At 65.4% G+C, this 17765-nt stretch carries 24 protein-coding genes and 1 pseudogene; 11 read left to right on the top strand and 14 right to left on the bottom strand.

The annotated features are described in order from the left end of the window. Positions 1 to 58: 58 nt before the first annotated feature. Entirely contained in the window at positions 59 to 712 is a 654-nt protein-coding gene (locus tag ACFWB0_RS14085) for a GAF and ANTAR domain-containing protein (RefSeq protein ID WP_378491091.1), read from the top strand. A 20-nt stretch (positions 713 to 732) separates the two neighbouring features. On the opposite strand, the gene ACFWB0_RS14080 is transcribed toward ACFWB0_RS14085, so the two are convergent. The 3 genes from ACFWB0_RS14080 to ACFWB0_RS14070 form a co-directional block, all read right to left on the bottom strand. Beyond that, positions 733 to 1086: a PLDc N-terminal domain-containing protein gene (locus tag ACFWB0_RS14080; RefSeq protein ID WP_378491067.1), complete on the bottom strand. Its 354-nt coding sequence runs from the start codon at positions 1084 to 1086 to the stop codon at positions 733 to 735. Between the two features lie 170 nt (positions 1087 to 1256). After that, the gene (locus ACFWB0_RS14075) at positions 1257 to 1655 is read right to left on the bottom strand and encodes a hypothetical protein (RefSeq protein WP_378491066.1); all 399 of its coding nucleotides are present in this window, start codon (positions 1653 to 1655) and stop codon (positions 1257 to 1259) included. A gap of 11 nt (positions 1656 to 1666) precedes the next feature. Next, the gene (locus ACFWB0_RS14070) at positions 1667 to 2302 is read right to left on the bottom strand and encodes an NAD(P)-dependent oxidoreductase (protein WP_378491065.1); all 636 of its coding nucleotides are present in this window, start codon (positions 2300 to 2302) and stop codon (positions 1667 to 1669) included. A gap of 120 nt (positions 2303 to 2422) precedes the next feature. Between ACFWB0_RS14070 and ACFWB0_RS14065 the strand changes: the two genes are divergently transcribed. Both ACFWB0_RS14065 and ACFWB0_RS14060 read left to right on the top strand, forming a co-directional pair. After that, positions 2423 to 2986 carry a PadR family transcriptional regulator gene (locus tag ACFWB0_RS14065; protein WP_378491064.1) on the top strand — a complete coding sequence of 188 codons (564 nt, stop codon included), beginning with the start codon at positions 2423 to 2425 and terminating at the stop codon, positions 2984 to 2986. Positions 2987 to 3092: 106 nt separating this feature from the next. Next, a complete protein-coding gene (locus ACFWB0_RS14060) occupies positions 3093 to 3878 on the top strand; it encodes a class I SAM-dependent methyltransferase (protein WP_378491063.1) in 786 nt (261 codons plus the stop codon). Positions 3879 to 3967: 89 nt separating this feature from the next. Here ACFWB0_RS14060 and ACFWB0_RS14055 read toward each other — a convergent pair whose 3' ends face one another. Then, positions 3968 to 5341, bottom strand: coding sequence for a cytochrome P450 (locus tag ACFWB0_RS14055; RefSeq protein ID WP_378491062.1), 1374 nt, complete (start codon positions 5339 to 5341; stop codon positions 3968 to 3970). Between the two features lie 237 nt (positions 5342 to 5578). On the opposite strand from ACFWB0_RS14055, the gene ACFWB0_RS14050 reads away from it, so the two are divergent. Next, positions 5579 to 6616, top strand: a complete 1038-nt coding sequence (locus ACFWB0_RS14050; protein WP_378491061.1) for a beta-ketoacyl-ACP synthase III — start codon at positions 5579 to 5581, stop codon at positions 6614 to 6616. On the opposite strand, the gene ACFWB0_RS14045 is transcribed toward ACFWB0_RS14050, so the two are convergent. Then, on the bottom strand, positions 6548 to 7366 hold the full coding sequence (locus ACFWB0_RS14045; protein ID WP_378491060.1) for an MHYT domain-containing protein: 819 nt from the start codon (positions 7364 to 7366) through the stop codon (positions 6548 to 6550). The two genes, ACFWB0_RS14050 and ACFWB0_RS14045, sit on opposite strands and share 69 nt — an antisense overlap. 18 nt (positions 7367 to 7384) lie before the next feature. Beyond that, entirely contained in the window at positions 7385 to 7546 is a 162-nt protein-coding gene (locus ACFWB0_RS14040) for a hypothetical protein (RefSeq protein WP_378491059.1), read from the bottom strand. A gap of 46 nt (positions 7547 to 7592) precedes the next feature. Here ACFWB0_RS14040 and ACFWB0_RS14035 point away from each other — a divergent pair, with 46 nt between their 5' ends. Then, positions 7593 to 7889, top strand: coding sequence for a hypothetical protein (locus ACFWB0_RS14035; protein WP_378491058.1), 297 nt, complete (start codon positions 7593 to 7595; stop codon positions 7887 to 7889). A gap of 36 nt (positions 7890 to 7925) precedes the next feature. After that, positions 7926 to 9059, top strand: a complete 1134-nt coding sequence (locus ACFWB0_RS14030) for a Rieske 2Fe-2S domain-containing protein (RefSeq protein WP_378491057.1) — start codon at positions 7926 to 7928, stop codon at positions 9057 to 9059. 40 nt (positions 9060 to 9099) lie between these two features. Here ACFWB0_RS14030 and ACFWB0_RS14025 read toward each other — a convergent pair whose 3' ends face one another. Then, positions 9100 to 9687 carry a TetR/AcrR family transcriptional regulator gene (locus ACFWB0_RS14025; protein WP_378491056.1) on the bottom strand — a complete coding sequence of 196 codons (588 nt, stop codon included), beginning with the start codon at positions 9685 to 9687 and terminating at the stop codon, positions 9100 to 9102. 102 nt (positions 9688 to 9789) lie between these two features. On the opposite strand from ACFWB0_RS14025, the gene ACFWB0_RS14020 reads away from it, so the two are divergent. Continuing rightward, the gene (locus ACFWB0_RS14020) at positions 9790 to 10566 is read left to right on the top strand and encodes an SDR family NAD(P)-dependent oxidoreductase (RefSeq protein ID WP_378491055.1); all 777 of its coding nucleotides are present in this window, start codon (positions 9790 to 9792) and stop codon (positions 10564 to 10566) included. Here the strand turns inward: ACFWB0_RS14020 and ACFWB0_RS14015 are convergent. The 4 genes from ACFWB0_RS14015 to ACFWB0_RS14000 all read right to left on the bottom strand — a co-directional run bounded on the left by ACFWB0_RS14015 (position 10548) and on the right by ACFWB0_RS14000 (position 14321). Further along, the gene (locus tag ACFWB0_RS14015) at positions 10548 to 11309 is read right to left on the bottom strand and encodes an IclR family transcriptional regulator (RefSeq protein WP_378491054.1); all 762 of its coding nucleotides are present in this window, start codon (positions 11307 to 11309) and stop codon (positions 10548 to 10550) included. The genes ACFWB0_RS14020 and ACFWB0_RS14015 overlap by 19 nt on opposite strands. 86 nt (positions 11310 to 11395) lie before the next feature. Beyond that, complete coding sequence (locus ACFWB0_RS14010) at positions 11396 to 12028, bottom strand: IclR family transcriptional regulator (protein WP_378491053.1); 633 nt, start codon at positions 12026 to 12028, stop codon at positions 11396 to 11398. 183 nt (positions 12029 to 12211) lie between these two features. Beyond that, the gene (bphC, locus tag ACFWB0_RS14005; protein ID WP_378491052.1) at positions 12212 to 13120 is read right to left on the bottom strand and encodes a biphenyl-2,3-diol 1,2-dioxygenase; all 909 of its coding nucleotides are present in this window, start codon (positions 13118 to 13120) and stop codon (positions 12212 to 12214) included. Between the two features lie 28 nt (positions 13121 to 13148). After that, positions 13149 to 14321, bottom strand: coding sequence for an acyl-CoA dehydrogenase family protein (locus tag ACFWB0_RS14000; RefSeq protein WP_378491051.1), 1173 nt, complete (start codon positions 14319 to 14321; stop codon positions 13149 to 13151). A gap of 221 nt (positions 14322 to 14542) precedes the next feature. Here ACFWB0_RS14000 and ACFWB0_RS13995 point away from each other — a divergent pair, with 221 nt between their 5' ends. The 3 genes from ACFWB0_RS13995 to ACFWB0_RS13985 all read left to right on the top strand — a co-directional run bounded on the left by ACFWB0_RS13995 (position 14543) and on the right by ACFWB0_RS13985 (position 16334). Continuing rightward, a complete protein-coding gene (locus tag ACFWB0_RS13995) occupies positions 14543 to 15028 on the top strand; it encodes a nuclear transport factor 2 family protein (protein ID WP_378491050.1) in 486 nt (161 codons plus the stop codon). Between the two features lie 137 nt (positions 15029 to 15165). Further along, positions 15166 to 16005 carry an alpha/beta fold hydrolase gene (locus tag ACFWB0_RS13990; RefSeq protein ID WP_378491049.1) on the top strand — a complete coding sequence of 280 codons (840 nt, stop codon included), beginning with the start codon at positions 15166 to 15168 and terminating at the stop codon, positions 16003 to 16005. A gap of 182 nt (positions 16006 to 16187) precedes the next feature. Beyond that, a complete protein-coding gene (locus ACFWB0_RS13985; RefSeq protein ID WP_378491048.1) occupies positions 16188 to 16334 on the top strand; it encodes a hypothetical protein in 147 nt (48 codons plus the stop codon). Between the two features lie 4 nt (positions 16335 to 16338). On the opposite strand, the pseudogene ACFWB0_RS13980 reads toward ACFWB0_RS13985, so the two are convergent. The 3 genes and pseudogenes from ACFWB0_RS13980 to ACFWB0_RS13970 form a co-directional block, all read right to left on the bottom strand. Further along, a pseudogene (locus tag ACFWB0_RS13980) lies at positions 16339 to 16479 on the bottom strand (ATP-binding protein); the annotation flags it as partial. 5 nt (positions 16480 to 16484) lie between these two features. Beyond that, positions 16485 to 17027: an ATP-dependent Clp protease proteolytic subunit gene (locus tag ACFWB0_RS13975; RefSeq protein WP_378491047.1), complete on the bottom strand. Its 543-nt coding sequence runs from the start codon at positions 17025 to 17027 to the stop codon at positions 16485 to 16487. 128 nt (positions 17028 to 17155) lie between these two features. After that, a complete protein-coding gene (locus tag ACFWB0_RS13970) occupies positions 17156 to 17425 on the bottom strand; it encodes a helix-turn-helix domain-containing protein (RefSeq protein WP_378491046.1) in 270 nt (89 codons plus the stop codon). 123 nt (positions 17426 to 17548) lie between these two features. On the opposite strand from ACFWB0_RS13970, the gene ACFWB0_RS13965 reads away from it, so the two are divergent. Beyond that, positions 17549 to 17758, top strand: a complete 210-nt coding sequence (locus ACFWB0_RS13965) for a DUF2945 domain-containing protein (protein ID WP_378491045.1) — start codon at positions 17549 to 17551, stop codon at positions 17756 to 17758. Positions 17759 to 17765 lie beyond the last annotated feature (7 nt).

Genomic DNA, 17765 nt, shown 5'->3' with positions numbered 1-17765 from the left:
GTCTGCTGTCTCTCCGACAGCCCCGGACCCGGCGGGTGTGTTCGCCGATCTGGCAAAGATGTTGTACGGCGGGTCGGAAGCGTCGGACATCTACTCGGCGATCTGCGTTGCAGCGACCGTACTGGTGCCAGGCTGCGACCGGGCCAGCGTGATGCTGCGCCGCGGCGACAAGTACTCCACCGTGGCCGCAACGGACGACGTCGCTCAGCGCATCGACGAGTTCGAGCGCCGATTGGGGCAAGGACCGTGCGTGGACGCAATCGCCGATGCGCGGCCGCAGATCGATAAGGACCTCCGGGGACCCTCGACGTGGCCCGAGCTGGCCCGGGCAATTGTCGAGACCACCCCGGTGCGCGGTGTGATGGGTTTCCGTCTGCTGATCGACGAGCGCAAGGCCGGCGCGCTGAACCTGTTCAGCGACACACCAGGTGCATTCGATGCCGCGGCGGCCGGTGCCGCCAGTGTGCTGGCCTCGTTCACCTCGGTCACCATCACCGCGATCAGCAGGGGCGACGACGTCGAATCCCTGCGTAACGGATTGGCCAGCAACCGCGAAATCGGCCAGGCGATCGGACTGCTGATGGCAATGGAGAACATCTCATCTGATGAGGCGTTCGACGTGCTGCGTCGTACCTCTCAGGAGGTCAACCTCAAGATTGCAGATCTGGCCCGCGCTCTCGTCAGTAGTCACGCTTCCGGGAAGACCGAGTAGGTCTCGACGACCGACCCGGGTCAGGCCGTGCTGCTCTCGTTACCTTCGTCGCGCTGACGCTGTTCTTGTGCCGCCCGCCGCTGTTGTTCGACACGCGCGCGGAAGCGGCGTTGGAAGTCCTCGTCGTTCTCGGGATCCACGACGGGACGGGTGGGTCGCGGGTGCTGGGGAGCAGACTTCGACGCCAGCATCTCCGCCACGCCCTGGGGCCGGCCGAGCACCAGCCAGAGCACCGACCCGAACATCGGCAGGAGGAGCACGATCATCAGCCACAACAATTTGGGTAGGTGCCGGACCCGATCCTCGTCGGAACAGATCACATCGACGAGGCAGCCCAACCACAGCAGTGTCACGATCAATCCGAGGTATGGCACCCCCGCAAGCTAGCAGGCGTGGTGTAGGGCTCGTAGGCCTGGTGGTCGACGATCGCGGTGCGTACGGGTGGGTGACCGAACGTGTACGACACGGGGCCTTCATTGCAGTCGGTACCCGAAATGATGGTTGGTGTAACGAAATATGCTGCACGAACCATTATTTCGTGCGTCTACGTCGTACTACCGGCGCGATCCGCTCTTGCCGCGCCGATTGTGAACGCGATGGCGAGAACAGCAGACGCGATCGCTTGGTAGCCGAACCACAGCGCACCGCCGGATGACATCACCGCGACCACGATCACGGTGACGACAATCCAGCCGCTGTCGTAGCCGATGAGGTACTTGGTATGCGACGGGACGGCGCTGCGGAGGGCGAAGGTGATCTCCGCAGCGCCGCTCAGGAGCAGTAGGCCCGCGGTGGCGAAAATCAGCCAGGCGTCCACATCCAGTGCAGTGCTGATCGACGCCACCGCTGCGGAGTAGACGACGGCAAGGATCACCTTGAAAAGTCCGTCACCGAGGAATCCGATACGCAGCCACCGTGTCGTATCTATTGTTGCGACGCTCATGTTGCCAACTCCTACGCGAGTGGGGCGAGGCCATACGCGCGCCCGCCGGTGTTCGGGTTCTGCACGACCTCCAGTAGCGCACCGGCCAGATCTGCTCGGTGCACGCTGGAGATCGAATTCGCCTCGGGTATCAGGCGATGGCCGCGGGCCGGTTTGTCGACGAGATAGCCGGGACGCAGGATCGTCCAATCGCATGACGAACCTGCCGAGCGCAACACCTCTTCCATTGCTGCGAGGTCCGAGTAGATGTTCGGACCCTTCCGGCGGACCAGCGGACGGATCGTGTGGCGGAACCACCACGGTTCACCGGCGCCGGACCGCAATACGGGAGACGCAGACACAGCGACGATCCGATGGACGCCTTGCCGCTGCATCGCGGCCAGCAGATTCCCGGTGCCCGAGGTGCACACCGGCTCGGTGTCGTCGTACGACCTCTTTCCGAGTGTCGAGATGACGGCGTCGGTGTCGTGGGGGAGTGTGAGTTCTCGATCGGTGACGACCTGGGTTTCGAGTAGTTGCACGCCGGTCGGTGCGTCGAAGCTGCTTCCTGGCCGCACCAGAGCGGTGATCCTGTGCCCGACTGCCGTGGCCCGTTCGATGAGCAGCCGGCCTGTTGCGCCAGAGGCCCCGGCGATGACGAGATGCAAGTGAAGTCCTCCCGTGAGGAGCTAGTACAACTTGACTACTGCCCTTCGAGGGTAGAGCATCCTGGCGGCTAGTCAAGGTGTACTAGAGTCGTGGGAGCACACCTCGGACGGAAGGCCCAAGTGACTGCCACCAGACTTCTCCTCCTCGGAGCAGTTCGTGGGCGCACCACCGCGCACGGATACCAAGTGATGCGCGACCTCGAGAGCTGGAGCGTCGACCTGTGGGGCAGTCTCAAGCAGGGCTCGGTCTACCACGGTCTCAAGCGTCTCCGAGACCAGGGGCTTCTGCGGGAAGTGGCATCCGAATCTCCCGCTGCCGGCCCGGCTCGGACCGCCTACTCGATCACCGAGGAAGGCGAGAAGGAGTTCCGCGCGCTCCTCGAGGATGCGCTCGGTTCGGGGGAGGATCCCGCAGAGATCATCGCGGGCATCGGACTCATGACCGTGCTGCCGCGCGAGCGTGTGCTCAACCTGCTCCGCCTGCGACTCGACGCGTTGACGGTCAAGCGTCAGCGTGTCGTCGGCGAGTACGAGCGCAACCCCGACGCGGATTGGCAGCATCACATCGAGGCCATCCGGTATTGGGCCAAGGCCGCTGACAGTTCCATCGAGTGGACGCAAGAACTGGTCGAACGTCTCGAGCAGGGCGAATACACGATGGCAGGCGAGGAACCCACTTCGTGATCTTTTCATCGGATCGCGCCGCAGAACAGCGCGAGGCGATCCAGGCTTGAGAAATCAGAACCGAATGTGCCTTGACCGGTGGTGAGGTCGGGTGTTGTGTCGAAGAATGCAATTCACCGCGCCGGCCGAACAGTACGACCGTTTCATGGGACGTTACGTGCCGTCGCTGGCGGCCGCGCTCATCGATGCCGCCGAGGTGACATCCGGTCAGAGAGTTTGCGACGTCGGGTGCGGGCCGGGCGGCCTCACCCGCGAGCTGGTGACGCGGGTCGGAGCCTCGAATGTCGCGGCGATCGATCCGGCGCCACAGTTCGCGGCAGCATGTCGTGAACGCAATCCAGGTGCCGATGTTCGTGAAGGCATTGCCGAAAAATTGCCCTGGGCAGCAGGCGAATTCGACTCGACACTCTCGTCGCTCGTGATCGGTTTCATGCGTGACCCCGACCGGGGAGTGCGGGAGATGGCCCGGGTCACTCGTCCGGGTGGTGCCGTCGCTGCCTGCATGTGGGACGTCGCCACCGGTGGTATGACGATGCTCCGGTTGTTCTGGTCTGCGGCGCGGCAGGTGGATCCCGGTGTGAAGGGTGAATCCGCGATGGCAGGCACCGCCGAAGGCGATATCGCCGAGCGGTTCCGTCGTTCAGGCCTGGTCGACGTGGTCGAGGGGGAACTCACGGCTCGCGCGGACTACAGCAGCTTCGACGACTTCTGGACGCCGTTCACGTACGCGGTCGGGCCCGCGGGTCAGTACCTGCAGTCCTTGTCGCCTGCGCAGCGGGAAAGTATGCGTGAGGCCTGCCGGTCGGCACTTCCGGCCGCTGGACCGTTCTCGCTCGACGCACGGGCCTGGTACGCGCGCGGTACGGTCCCCGCTGCGCAGGCGCGCACGTGATCATCCGACCGCTCCCGCGATGAGTTCGCGACCGTTCGAAGTCACGATAGTGACAGGCGAACGCTGAAGGAGAATTCGACGGTCGCCAACTATGCGGCGGTAGTCCTCGCGCACACGTGTGCCGGAACGGGGCCGCCGGCGACCATGGTGAACGGGGTCGCGAGAGGGAAGTCGTCGGAAAGCGATTCGATGCAGACAGAGCGGACGATGCCGGCGAGGGCCAGCGTGGCTTCGAGTATGGCGAAATGATCGCCGATGCAGGTGCGTGGGCCACCACCGAAGGGCAGGTACTGCCACCGGCTGCCGATCGTCGACCGCTCCCGATCGAACCGGTCCGGGTCGAACCGTTCAGGGCGGTCCCAGAGCGCGGGATCGTGGTGGAGCGCGTAGATTCCGACGACCGCGTTGGTGCCCGCCGGGATTCGGTAGCCATCGACCTCGACATCCCGCATGGCCATGCGCGCGACCGTCGCTGCCGGCGGACATACCCGCAGCGCCTCATGGATCACTTGGACGGTGTACGGCAGTTGTGCAAGGTCGGACGCGTGCAAGCGACGATCGCCGACCGCGGCGGCCTCCGATGCCACACGGTCCTGGACCTCGTGGTCGTGGCCGAGGGCCCACAGACTGTAGGCGAGAGTGGTCGCGGTGGTGTCGTGACCCGCGAAGAGGAATGCGAACAGCTCCTGGCGGATCGTCCGGTCGGTGAACTGTTGACCTGTCGCCGGGTCGGTGAGTTCGAAGAAGAGCCGGATCAGTTCCGCATCACCTCCGGCGTCGGTGCGCGCGACCGTCATGGCATCGTCGATCGCGTCGGTGACGACTGCCATTGCCGTACGGAAGCGGTGGCGGGCAGGTGTAGGCATCCAGGTCGGGGCACGCACAGGTTGCAGCGAGCGACGCGTGATGAACTGGACCGATCGAGTCAGCGGCGGGCCGAGAGCGTCGGCGTGGTCGCTGAGGTCGAGCCCGAACAGAGAATGTCCGAGTACCCGCAGGGTGAGCCGCCGGGTTTCCCGGCCGAGATCGGTCGCACCCGATGCGGCCCATTCGGCAGCCATGGACTGGGCGATGTCGGCCATGCGATCGGCGTACACGGCCACGTGCTTCTTGGTGAACAACGGCTGCAACGCACGTCGCTGGTCGAGCCACGGTTCGTGGGGGAGGTTGAACAGGTTGTCACCGGCCCATGTGCGCGTCTGAACGTGGACGATCATCTCTTTGTCGAACGCGCCGTCGGCGCCCGCGAGAACGTCGTGGGCACCTTGCGGCGAGGTGATGATCGCGAGGGTCGGAGCTACACGCTTCGGGCCGAGGTGCACGATGGCGACCGGTCCGCAGGCGTCACGGATCTCTTCGGGGCCGGTGTGGAGTCTGCGTACAGTCCGGATGCGTTTGATCAGCGACATCGGCACATCGGGCGCGATGGGGAAGTTCTGGGCCTGTTCGCTGGTCCTGGCCATTTTCTCAGTGTGGACCCATTTCGGTGGGTGCACCAGACCAGGGCACTCACCGGAACGGCAAGCGCTTCTCACGCGTGTCGTCGGAGCAAGCTGGACTCAAAGGTGACAACGTGAACCTTCCCGAAACAAGATGAGCGCTGGGCGCAGTCTGCTGGCATTGTCGGGGTGCCGGACGCTGCGCAGCTGGCCACAATTGAATACGAAGGTGAACCGTCAGGTTCATGTGGAGAGGAAGTCATGCCCGCTCAGATTGCCACCGCCGCACCCGTCACTCACGCAGCTCTGCTGGGGTTGGGGGCGTACCGACCTCGGCGCGTCGTGCCGAATTCCGAGATCGTCGACCAGATCGATTCGTCCGACGAGTGGATCAAGACAAGGTCGGGTATCTCTTCGCGGCGCTTCGCCGACGACGACGAAACGATCATCTCGATGAGTGTCGCCGCCTCTCGCGACGCGCTCGCCGCGGCCGGTCTGGAGGCCGATCAGATCGATGCGGTCGTGCTCGCCACGTCGTCGCAGATGGTGCTGGGACCGTCCGCGGGTGCTGTGGTGGCCACGGAGCTGGGTATGAAGGACACCGCCGCCTACGACGTATCGGCAGGCTGCGCGGGCTTCTGCTACGCCCTGGGCAATGCCGCGGCACTCGTTCGTGCGGGACAGGCCAGGAACGTATTGGTCATCGGAGTGGAACGGTTGTCCGATCTGCTCGACCCGGCCGACCGGACCTGCGCCTTCATCTTCGCGGACGGCGCAGGCGCGGCCGTGGTCGGTCCGTCCGAGTCCGAGGGGATCGGTCCGGTCGCCTGGGGTTCGGACGGAAGCCAGACCGACGCCATCAAGCAGGACAAAGACTTCATGACGTACTTCGACGAGGTCGAGGAAGCGGTACCGAGCGGTGTCCCCCCGGTGCGGCCGTACATCCGGATGAACGGGTCGGCGGTGTTCCGCTGGGTGGTGAGTTTCCTGGGGAAAGCATGTGCCGACGCGCTGGAGAAGGCCGGCGTACAGGCCGCAGACCTCGACGCCTTCGTCCCGCATCAGGCCAACAGCCGCATCACCGACGCGCTCATCAAGGGGCTGCACCTTCCCGAGAACGTCGCGATCGCGCGTGACATCGGAGAGACCGGCAACACCAGCGCCGCGTCGATCCCGATGGCCATGGAGCAGCTTCTCCGGTCCGGTGAATCCAAGCCGGGAGACACCGCGTTACTGGTCGGCTTCGGCGCGGGGCTCGCCTACGCCGGACAGGTCGTGCAGTTGCCCCCGATCGTCTAGTTCGCGGTCGCTTTCGGGGGTGAGCAGTAGTGCCACGATCGGCACCGCAATCACTACGATGCCGGTCACGAACGCCGGGAACAACAGCGACAGCGCCGTCATGCCCTCGGGTTCCGGCGCGTCGAGGTCGACGAGTGCACGCATCCCGACCATCCCGGTGTAATGCAACGCCACCACGCCGCTGGCCAGAAGCAGTACCGACGCCACCCGCACGTGGAGTTTCCCGGGAACGTCGGACAGCCACATCGCGGCCACTGACCCGGCGATGCCGGTTGCTGCAGACACGGCCACCATCTTCGGGTCGTGTTCGATGGTGCCCCGGATCTTGACCGCGGCCATGCCGGTGTAGTGCATGAGGACAATGGACGTCCCCATCACCGTCCCGCCGACGGTCAGCGATACAGGGCGAGGGAGTCGTCCGGCGGCGGAGAGGCGAACGTCCGAGATCAGCAGCCCGAACAGTGTCGCTCCGACGGCAAGCACCACAGAGAAGAGGGTGGCGGCGAGGTCGTAGCGGACGGCAGAGGTCGGCACGGAGAAACCCGACATGCCGATGAAGTGCATGAGCCAGATGCCTACTCCGCCGATCGACAGGGCTGCCATCACGAGCCAGCGCGCACCGGCAGCGGGCGTCAGACATTTCCGGGACTGCTGGACACAGGACAATCCGACGTAGCAACCGACCGCGGCGGTGACGAATGCCAGGTACGGCACCCACAACCCCATGGCGAAGTGGTGTTCGTGCGGCATGAGATCCCCCGTGTCCAGCTACTGCACCAGCGGCCCGACCATATCCCAGATGTCGGACTTGTCGAGTCTTCCCGCGCTCTCCCTGGTCATCCGCGCGCCCCATTGCTGGTGTGGGAAGTCGGCGGCCGCGCGGGCAAGGTCGACCATCCCGCTGGACTGAAACATTGTGGTTGCCGCCACATCCGCTTCCTAATCTCGGGGTCATCCGAGGAAGGGAACGGCCAGAATGCAGTCGCTCGATTGCCACACCTGTGGCACCCGCGTGCTCGTCGCGAAGTACAGCCCCGCGCATACGAGTATCCAGTGGTGCGGATCGGCCTCCGATGTATGTCGAGAGTTCGCCGCTGCCCGTGAGATCGATCCCCACGCGTATCTTCTGCGCTGCTCGGCGCTCGACTGCACGGTCGACGCGGCGGTCGCCGAGGGGGAGATTCTCCAGACCACGCGGGTCGAGCCACCCGTGAGGCCCCTCCCGTCCCAGGAATCTCCGGCTTCCGAGGAAGCCGTCACCGCCCCGCGGTGACCGCCGTTTTCAGCCACTTCAGCTCTGGAGGACTCCATGACAGTCGAACAGGATCGTATCGAGATCCGCACAATCGAAGCCGGCAACAATCCCACTCGGTTTGCTCGCGGGTGGCACTGCATCGGCCTTGCCGAGTCGTTTCGTGACGGGAAGCCACATCAGGTCGAGGTCTTCGGAACCGACCTCGTGGTCTTCTCCGACACGAAGGGCGAGCTCCACGTCCTCGACGCCTTCTGCAGGCACATGGGCGGCAACCTCGCCCGCGGCGAGATCAAGGGCGACACCATCGCGTGCCCGTTCCACGACTGGCGCTGGAACGGGCAGGGGCGCTGCGAGGAGATTCCTTACGCTCGTCGCACCCCGAAGCTCGCACGCACGAAGTCGTGGATCACGATGGAGCGCAACGGAGTTCTCTTCGTGTGGCACTGTCCCCAGGGCACGACTCCGCCGGAGGACGTGACCATCCCGGAGATCGAGGGATACGAGGACGGCGAGTGGAGCGAGTGGACGTGGACGACCATTCACGTCGAGGGGTCGCATTGCCGAGAGATCGTCGACAATGTGGTCGACATGGCGCACTTCTTCTACGTGCATTTCCAGATGCCCGAGTTCTTCAAGAACGTGTTCGAGGGGCATGTGGCGGGTCAGCACATGCGCTCGTATGGCCGTGACGACGTCAAGACCGGCGTGCAGATGGACCTCCCCGAGGCGCAGACGATTTCGGATGCCTTCTACTACGGTCCGTCCTTCATGCTCGATACGATCTACACCGTGTCGGAAGGCGCGACGATCGAGTCCAAGCTCATCAACTGCCATTACCCGGTCACGTCGAACTCGTTCGTGCTCCAGTTCGGCACGATCGTCAAGAAGGTCGAAGGCATGTCCGACGAGCAGGCCGCTGACATGGCGACCTTGTTCACTGATGGTCTCGAGGAGCAGTTCAAGCAGGACATCGCGATCTGGGAGCACAAGTCGCGTATCGAGAATCCGCTCCTCACGGAGGAGGACGGCCCGGTGTATCAGCTGCGTCGCTGGTACAGCCAGTTCTATGTCGACGTGGAAGAGGTCACGCCCGACATGACGCAGCGCTTCGAGTTCGAGGTCGACACCAGCCGCGCCCTCGAATCATGGCAGAAGGAGATCGACGAGAACCTCGCCTCGAAGGAGTGACGATCATGCCTGTCCTGCCCGGAAACCGTGCGGGACAGGCTCACTCGTCGCGCCGACGCATCCCTTCGACGAAGACGGCAATGATCGTGTGCGCGAGCTCGGCCATGGAGTCGCCGGGCTCCGGATGGTGCCAGCGCGTTGCGTGCCACAGGACGTCGTAGAGCAGTTCACGGAAGATCTCGGAGTCGATATCGGTGCGCAAGGTGCCGTCGGCGATACCGTCGGCGATGGTGCTGCGCCACGCCGCTTCCATCTCGTCGGCGGTCGTGGCCATGTCGGCTGCCACGACGCGTTCGCGCATGTACTCGCCTTCGCGTCGCCAGATCGATGTGGCCCCGTGGTACTGCACATTGGAGTCCAGCGCGATCTCGGCCAGAGCTTCGAGTCGTTCGAGGGGCGACAATGGCAGCGTCATCACCTCGCGGCAGCGACCCGAGATGTCGTCGATGTACTCGCGGATGAGCTCCGTGACGATGGCTTCCTTCGACGGAAAGTAGTGGTACAGCGCCCCGGAATGGACGCCTACCGACTTCGCGATGTCGCGAATCGTCGTGGCGTTGATTCCTTTACGAGCAAAGATCTCGGCAGACCGATCGAGGATCTGCCTCCGGCGTTGCTGCGGGTCCATGGCAACCTTTCTGCTGAGCGGGGCACCGATACGGCCGGTGCATAGTGTGCCATAACCATTGATCGATTGATCAATGGAATTTCTCGAGTTCAGGAGTTGTGTGTGACCACGTTCCAAGCCGCCCCGGCCGTGCTGGCGGGCGAGACCGCGATTGTGACCGGTGCGGGTCAGGGTATCGGCAGGGGTATTGCGCTGGCGCTTGCGGCGGCCGGTGCGCAGGTCGCGGTGGTGGGCCGTACCTCGTCGACGATCGCAGCGGTCGCCGACGAGATCGTCGACCGGGGAGGCAGGGCCGAGGCCTTCGTCTGCGACGTGACGGACGGAATTGCTGTCGAGGGTCTCGTCTCGGCGGTGGTCGAGGAGTTCGGCGCGCTCACGGTGCTGGTGAACAACGCGATGAGTCCGGCGCACGGGCTTCTCCTGGAGGTCGACGAACAGGCGTACCGCGGGGCGATGGAATCGGGACCGACGGCAACGTGGCGGATGATGAGGGCCTCCCATCCGCACCTGCGCGGAGGCGGACGGATCGTCAATCTGGGTTCCGCGGCCGGGATTCGGTGGGATCCGTCGGGAACCGGGGCGTACGCCGCAGCGAAGGAAGCGGTGCGGGTGCTGACGCGTACCGCCGCGTGTGAATGGGCGAACGACGATATTCGCGTCAATGCGATTCTGCCGCTCGCGAATTCCGACACCATGGAAGAGTGGTTCCGGGTCGAACCGGACGCCGCTGCGGGATACCTCGCGACCGTGCCGCTGGGCAGGCTGGGGGATCCCGAAACCGACATCGGTCCGGCGGTGGTGTTCCTGTGCAGCGCCGCATCGCGGTATGTCACCGGGCATACGCTGGCCGTCGACGGAGGTCAGGCGCTGGTGCGCTGAAATCCTTTGCCTGCCCGGTCCTGGTGAGACAGGGAACGCCACACCGCGCGTGCTGCGATCCGGACCGGGGTGGCGAGGGAGACGACGTCCACGGTGTCGACGGCCCCGGTGACCGACAATGCGCCGACGCACGTGCGCCCGTCTCCGATCGGTGCGGCGACGCACGCGACACCTCGCATGGTTTCCTCGCGTTCCTGCGCGATGTGCCGTTCGCGGATCTGGGCGATCTCGCCGCGCAGCCGCGTGGAGTCGGTGCCGGGCTGTACGGGCAGTCGAACGGGGCCCGATGTGTCGAGTCTCGTGTGCGCGATCAATGCTTTGCCCAGGGCTGTGCGGTATGCGGGTTGGCGGCCGCCGACGCGTGAGGGGAGCGGAACCGATTCGCATCCCACCTTGTCGAGGTACCGCACATCGTGCCCGTCGAGCACGGCCAAGTGCGCGATCAGCCCTGTGGCCGAGTGAAGTTCGTGCAGGACGGTATGCGCGGCTCGGTGGAGTTCGTCGTGGTGTTGTGCGAGGGCGCCCCACTCGAACATGCTGCGCCCCAGTGCGTAGGTGCGACCCTCGCGACGAACCCAGCCCGCGTCGATGAGCTGGGTGAGGAGCCGGTGGACCGACGACCGCGGTACGCCGGTGCGCTCCGACAGTTCGGACAGGGTGAGACGCCCGCCGTCGTGAAATTCGTCGAGCAGGCCTGCGACGCGGCCGATGACTGCCGCGGGAGAGTCGAGCTCAGGCTTCACCGAATCCTCCGTTGATCAACCGATCAATCAATACGGCAGAACTGTAGCAGTCCGTTCTCCATGAGGGGAAGCACTCTTACGGAATTTCAGTGCGCCGCGCGGGTTGCCACGGTGTCTGCAGCAGCACGCACCCGCCGACTCAGATCGTCCGGAACATGCTCGCGCGGACCGGCCACCGACAGTGCCGCGATCTCGCCATGGCCGGCATCGAATGCGGCTGCGATGCAACATATACGGTCGCCGACGCAGGTGGCTGCCTCGTCGGCCGCATCGCGGAAGGCGAGCATGGCCGCGCCTTCGACCGTCCCGCGCGCGGGGCGCCGCTCGCCCGCGCGGGTGCGCAGATCGGCGGACCAGCGGCCGCCGATCTTTTCGAGGTAGAGCAGGCTTTCGCCCTCGAGGACGGCGAGGTGCACGACGAGTCCGGTGTCGCGCCGGAGGTCGTACAGGGTGGGGAGCGAGACTTGATGGACGCGATCGTGCGTGCGCGCGAGTGCGCCGAGTTCGAGCAGTTTGGGGCCGAGGTGGTATGTCGTTCCGTCGCGGTGGACCAGGCCCACTTGCACCAGTTGGAGCAGCATCCGATGTGTCGACGAGCGGGGAAAACCCGTACGCCGTGCCAGTTCTGTGAGGGTGAGGCCTTCGGTGTCGCGGAAAGGCTGGAGCAGTGCGGTGACGCGGCCCATGACGGTGTTCGGGCTTTCGAAGGTGGCGGTCATGGAGATCTCCTCCGGGGCTGTTCGGGGGGAATTGATCGATTGATCAATAGAAAGACTCCGACGAATCTAGCGCTGTGGGAGGAGAATTGAAAGAGGTGAAAGAAAATTCGCAAGCGAAACGGGCAGGTACCACACCGTCGAGATGGTGTACCTGCCCGTTTCTGCCGCGGACGCGCCGAGGAATCAGCCCGCCGGAATGAACGCCTTCAACGGCTCCGACCCGGTCTGGTCGTGGCCCCAGTAGGCGTCGGCGGTGATCTCCTCCGACGTGTAGTGCCGTTCGTCGACGAGCATGCCCTCGGTACCGAACTCGAGATCCCAGCCGCCCGGTGCGCGGACGTAGAACGAGATCATCTTGTCGTTGGTATGCCGGCCCAACGTCGACGAAATCGAGAAGTCCATGCGATTGACACGATCGAGCGCCTGACCCACCGCATCGAGGGTGTCGACCTCGGTCATCAGGTGCACCAGGCCGGGCTCCTCCGTCGGCGGCGCCGGACACAGCGCGAGGGCGTGGTGCCGCTCGTTGATACCGAGGAACCGCACCCGGTTCACGCCCTCCGCGTCGAGCCGGATCGAGCCGCGCGGCAGGAAACCCAGCACCTGCGTGTAGAACTCGTACGTCTCGTCGAAGTTCGTGGCGGGCAGCACCACGTGGCCGAGGCCCAGCCCGCCCGTGACCCAGCGACCGGCGAACGGTGTCACGACGGGGCTGTGGTCGAGCACCGGGCCGTAGAACACCTCGAGCCGGGTCCCCGCGGGGTCCTCGAATGCGAGGGCGCCCTCCGCATCGAGGTAGGTCGCGTCCTTCCGCGACAACACCTCCACGGCGCGGCCGGACTTCTCGACGGTTTCCCGCACCCGCTGGAGTGCGAACTCGTCGCGCACCTCCCAGCCGACGGCGAGAGCCTTGTCGGAATCGCCGGGCAGCACCGCCAGACGGGCGCGGCGTTCGTCGACCCGCGCGTAGAGCGCGTCGGGCTCGGGGCCGGAACCGACCGCCATGCCCAGCCCGTCGATGAGCAGTTCGCGCCACCGCGGCATGTCCTGGGTCTGAATGCGGAGGTAGCCGAGGCCTCTCAGTTCGGTCATAGTCAACTCTCTCGAAAGTGTAGGGAGATCAGATCATTGCGCGGTATGCGCCCTGAGGGTCGCCGCCGAGCTGGGTGAGGGCGGCAGAGTGATAGATCATGCCGGGCACGTGGATGGCGTGGGTGAGGCCGACGTGCGCGTCGCGCCAGAAACGCTGCATCGGCGTCTTGCGGTGCACGGCCGCACCGCCGGCGCGGGCGAAGATCTCGTCCATCGCGCGCACGGCACGCCACGCCGAGGAGATCTGGGTGCGGCGGCCGATGGCACGCTCCTCGAAGCTGATCTCCTCGCCGCGATCCGTCTTGTCCCAGAACCGGTCGACGGTCTCGAGCAGCGTGATCCGAGCAGACTCGATCTCCGACGCGGCCTCACTGATCGCGTAGAGCACGTACGGATCTTCCTTGATCGGGACACCCGTGACCTGCACGCGTTCCTTCTGCGCTGCGATGTAGCAGGCCAGAGCGCCTTCGGTCATGCCGATCAGCGACGACGTGATACCCAGCGGGAAGATGTACGAGAACGGGAACTTGTACAGCGTCTCGTCGCGTCCGGCGTGCCGCCAGCCGTTGCCGCTGAGCACGATGTCGGCGTCGATCGTGCGGTACTCGGGGATGAACGCATCCTTGACGATCAGGTCCTTCGAGCCGGTGCCGCGCAGGCCGATGACGTCCCAGCTGTCGGGGTCGATGTCGTAGTCCGTGCGCGGGAGCAGCACGTGCAGCACCTTGTCGGTACGGTTGCCATCCTTGTCGCCGACGGCCGCGCCGATCATGATCCAGCCGCAGTGGTCGGTGCCCGACGAGAAAGCCCAGCGACCGTTGAGCACGTAACCACCGTCGACCGGCACCGCGACACCCATCGGGGCGTACGGCGACGCCATCCACATGTCGGCGTCCTCGCCCCAGATCTCGTCCTGGGCCCGCTTGTCGAAGAACGTCAACTCCCACGGATGGACGCCGACGATGCCCGCGACCCAGCCGGTCGCGCCGTCGAGAGTGCCGATGGCCATCACGGTCTCGGCGAACTCACGCGGGTGCGCTTCCTGGCCGCCGTACTCCTTCGGCTGGAACATGCGGATGACACCGGATTCGCGCAGGCGCTTCGCGGAGGTGTCGGGCAGACGCATGAGCGTGTCGCCCACTGCGCCTTCGGCGCGGATCTCGTCCGCATGCTGCATGATTCTGTCCAACGTGTGGCCCATGGGGAAACCTTCCTGGGATCTCGAAGAGGGGTACTCGAAGAGGTGGCTTACGCATCTGGCCGGATGTGCCGGCTCGAACAGTCCCAGGGAGTGCTGTGTCGCCGCTCCTGTTTTTCCGTTGAACGGGACGCACGCCACACCGCAGGTCGACGGCGGGTAGAACGGGATCCACCTTTCGCATCGCACGGTGCGATGTATCCGCACGGCCAGGACGGAGCGACATGACCGACACTGCAGAACTGGTGGCCTCGCTGCTCGAGCGCGTTCAGCTCCTCGAGGACAAAGCTGCGATCCAGGAAGTGCTGACGGCATACGGCCCCGCCGTGGACGCCGGCGACGCGGACGCCGTCGGTGAACTGTGGGCCGAGGACGCCGTCTACGACATCGACATCAGGGTGATGGAAGGCCGCGACGCGATCACCGAGATGGTCCGCACCCGCCCCCACCAGGACTACGTCAACGAAGGCTGCGGCCACCTCCTCGACCCCGTCCACATCCGGGTGGACGGCGACACCGCGGCCGCCACCTGCCATTCGATGTTGCTGCGTCGCAATCTCGATTCCGATTCCTACCGGGTGTGGCGCGTGACCGCCAACCGCTTCGACCTCGCCCGCATCGACGGAAAGTGGAAGATCAAGCGCCGCACCGCGCGCGTCCTCAACGGCAGTGAGGAATCCCGCGAGCTGCTGGCTCGCGCCTCCCGCTGACGCTCCCGCAACCATCCCGGCTTCCCGCGCGCGCCGGACGTGCCGGACGTGCGCGGGAAGCCGACGGACGCGCGGGAAGGTCGGATCCCGCGCGGACCGGCGTCGAACCGCCTAAATTGATAGGCATGGCGATGTGCATGATCGGAATGGACGATGATGCCACGCTCCGCACCTGGTCCACGGGATCGCTCCGAACTGCTCCGCCGGTGGTTCTGCTACACGGCGGCCCGGGCATCCCCGACTACCTGCAGTCGGTCGCGCAGATGCTCGACGACGTCACCGTCGTCCATCGCTACGACCAGCGTGGTACCGGCAAATCGTGCTGGGACGGCCCGCACACGATCGCACGACACGTCCACGACCTGAAGTGCCTGATCGACGAATGGGGATACGACGAGGTCGTCCTCGTGGGCCATTCCTTCGGGACGGATCTGGCCAGCTACTTCACGCTCGCGCATCCCGATCGCGTTGCTCGCGTCGTCCACCTCGCCGGGCCGTTCACAGGCGACTGGAGGGAGCCGTGCCGGGCGGCGGAGATGTCGCGGCGCACCTACATCCAGCAGTCGAGGTTTGACCAACTCGACGCCATGGAAGTCCGCTCGGATGCGGAGGAGATCGAATTCCTCGCACTGTCCTGGTTCACCGATCACGCCGATCGGAGACGCGCATGGAGGTGGGCGCTCGAGGCCGCCCGGATCCGTCGTCCGATCAACTATCGGATGAACCGCGAGCTGGGGATCGAGAAGAGGTCCGATCCGCTCGAGTCGCATGTCGATGCACTGCGAGAGCTGTTGCCTGCCGGGTCGGTGATCATCGGCGGCGCGGGTGACCCTCGGCCGGCCGACGCGTTGACCAGGTTGGGTGAGCGCCTCGACTGCGCCGTCTCGATCCTGTCCGAGGCGGGACACTTCCCGTGGTTGGAGGCTCCCTCCCGGTTCGGGTCGCTGCTGCGTTCGGCTGTGGCCATCCCGGTATAGACCATTCCCGCGCACATCCCAGCTTCCCGCGCGTGTCCGGACGTGCGCGGGAAGCTGGCGGGCGCGCGGGAAGGTGGAGTCTCGCGCGGACCGCCGCTGAAACTCCGGTGCACGACGTCGAGGGGAGCGCCTCGTATCGTGGAAGTACAGAACTTTCGCGAACAACGACGGACAGGTACACCATGGGAACGTTCAGCAAGCTCATCAAGAGCGGTGTCGCGATCAAGGCCGTTCAGGTCATCAAGCGCGAGGCCTCCAAGCCCGAGAACCAGCGCAAGGCGCAGGAATTGTTCGCAAAGTTGAGCCAGAAACGTAGCGGCCCGCGCTGAGTGATCAGGCCCGGCCGACGGGGAGTTCGACGGTGAAGTGAGCTTCTCGGCCGGGCCCGTCGCTGTATGCCGAGATTCGACCATCATGGGCGGCGACGAGTGCGCCGGCGATGGTCAGGCCGATACCGCTGCCGCCACGGCCGCGCGGTGTCAGACTCCCGGTGTCGACTCGGTGACGGTGTCGATGAGCCCGTAGTCGCGGGCCTGCCCCGCAGTCAGGATGCGTTGGGTGCGCATGTCGGCGGCAACCTCGTCGACCGATCGACCGCAGACGTGGGCGAGGCGTTCGTGCAGCGTCTGCAGATTGCGCTGCTGGCGTTCGGTGTAGGCGGCTGCGTCGGCGGCGTACCCGGTGTAGCGGGTGCGGGGCTCCCGCAGATGGAAGACCGTGTGCGCGCCGGAGGCACGTCGGTCGGCGGCACTCAGGAGCGCGACGGCGGCCCCGACCAGTTCGCCGAGGCAGATGGCGTGGATCTCCACCCCCATGAGGTCGAGGACGTCGAGCAGTGTCAGCGTCACCTCGAGATCGGCGTCGACATCGCACAACCACAGTTGCACCGGATCGTCACCGTCGGCATCGAGGAGGGCCAACGCGCCCGCCGCGGCGTTGGCCGCCTCGTTGTCGATCCGGCCGGTGAGTCTGACGATGCGTCGCTCGAGCAGACGCTCGGTGAGCGGGTCGGGCCCGGTCACCGAGATGTGCACCGGTGCTGCCGGTGCCGCCGGTGGTGGGGCCGGTGGCGGGGGCGGAGAACGATCGGGTTGCCACGGGTTCGGAAACGGTTCTGGTGGGGGAGGGACCGGGGGTGGAGGCCAGATTGTCATGGTGACTCCTCGTGGGTGCGAATCTGCCAGTCGACGGTCCGTCCGACGGCGGCGGCGTATCGCTCGAGCGTGGACAGCCGGGCATCGAGCTCGCCGCGTTCGAGGCGCGCGATGGCGGACTGTGAAGTCCCCATAGCCGCCCCGATATCGGTCTGGGTCAGGCCGCTTTCACGCCGCGCTGTCACGAGTTCCTCGATCAGTGCTCGGCGGCGGTCTGCCAGCTCTTGCAGGCCGGGAAATGCTGTCCGTCGGACGGGACCGGTCATACCATCGATGGTATCTCGAAAACGAGATAGCGGATGGTGACGCGTGCTGGCCCCGTTTATTTTTCAGTTTCCTGGATATCCACTGTGAAGACCTGCAGACGTCGACGCATGGAAGGTGCAGTCATGGCGAACGAATTTTCCGTCGGCGACCACGTTCGGTGGAATTCCGAAGCAGGCCATGTCGAGGGCGTGATCACCAAGAAGCACACCCGAGATGTGGAGTACAAAGGGCACATGCGGCGGTGCAGTGAAGACGATCCGCAGTACGAGATAAAGAGCGACAAGACCGATCATGTCGCTATGCACAAAGGGGATGCGCTGAAGAAGGCGTAAGCGCAGC

Origin of the sequence: Rhodococcus sp. NPDC060086 (assembly GCF_042730275.1) — a bacterium.
In the GTDB taxonomy this organism is placed as follows: Bacteria; Actinomycetota; Actinomycetes; order Mycobacteriales; family Mycobacteriaceae; genus Rhodococcus.
This window is presented reverse-complemented; position numbering and strand designations above follow the sequence as displayed.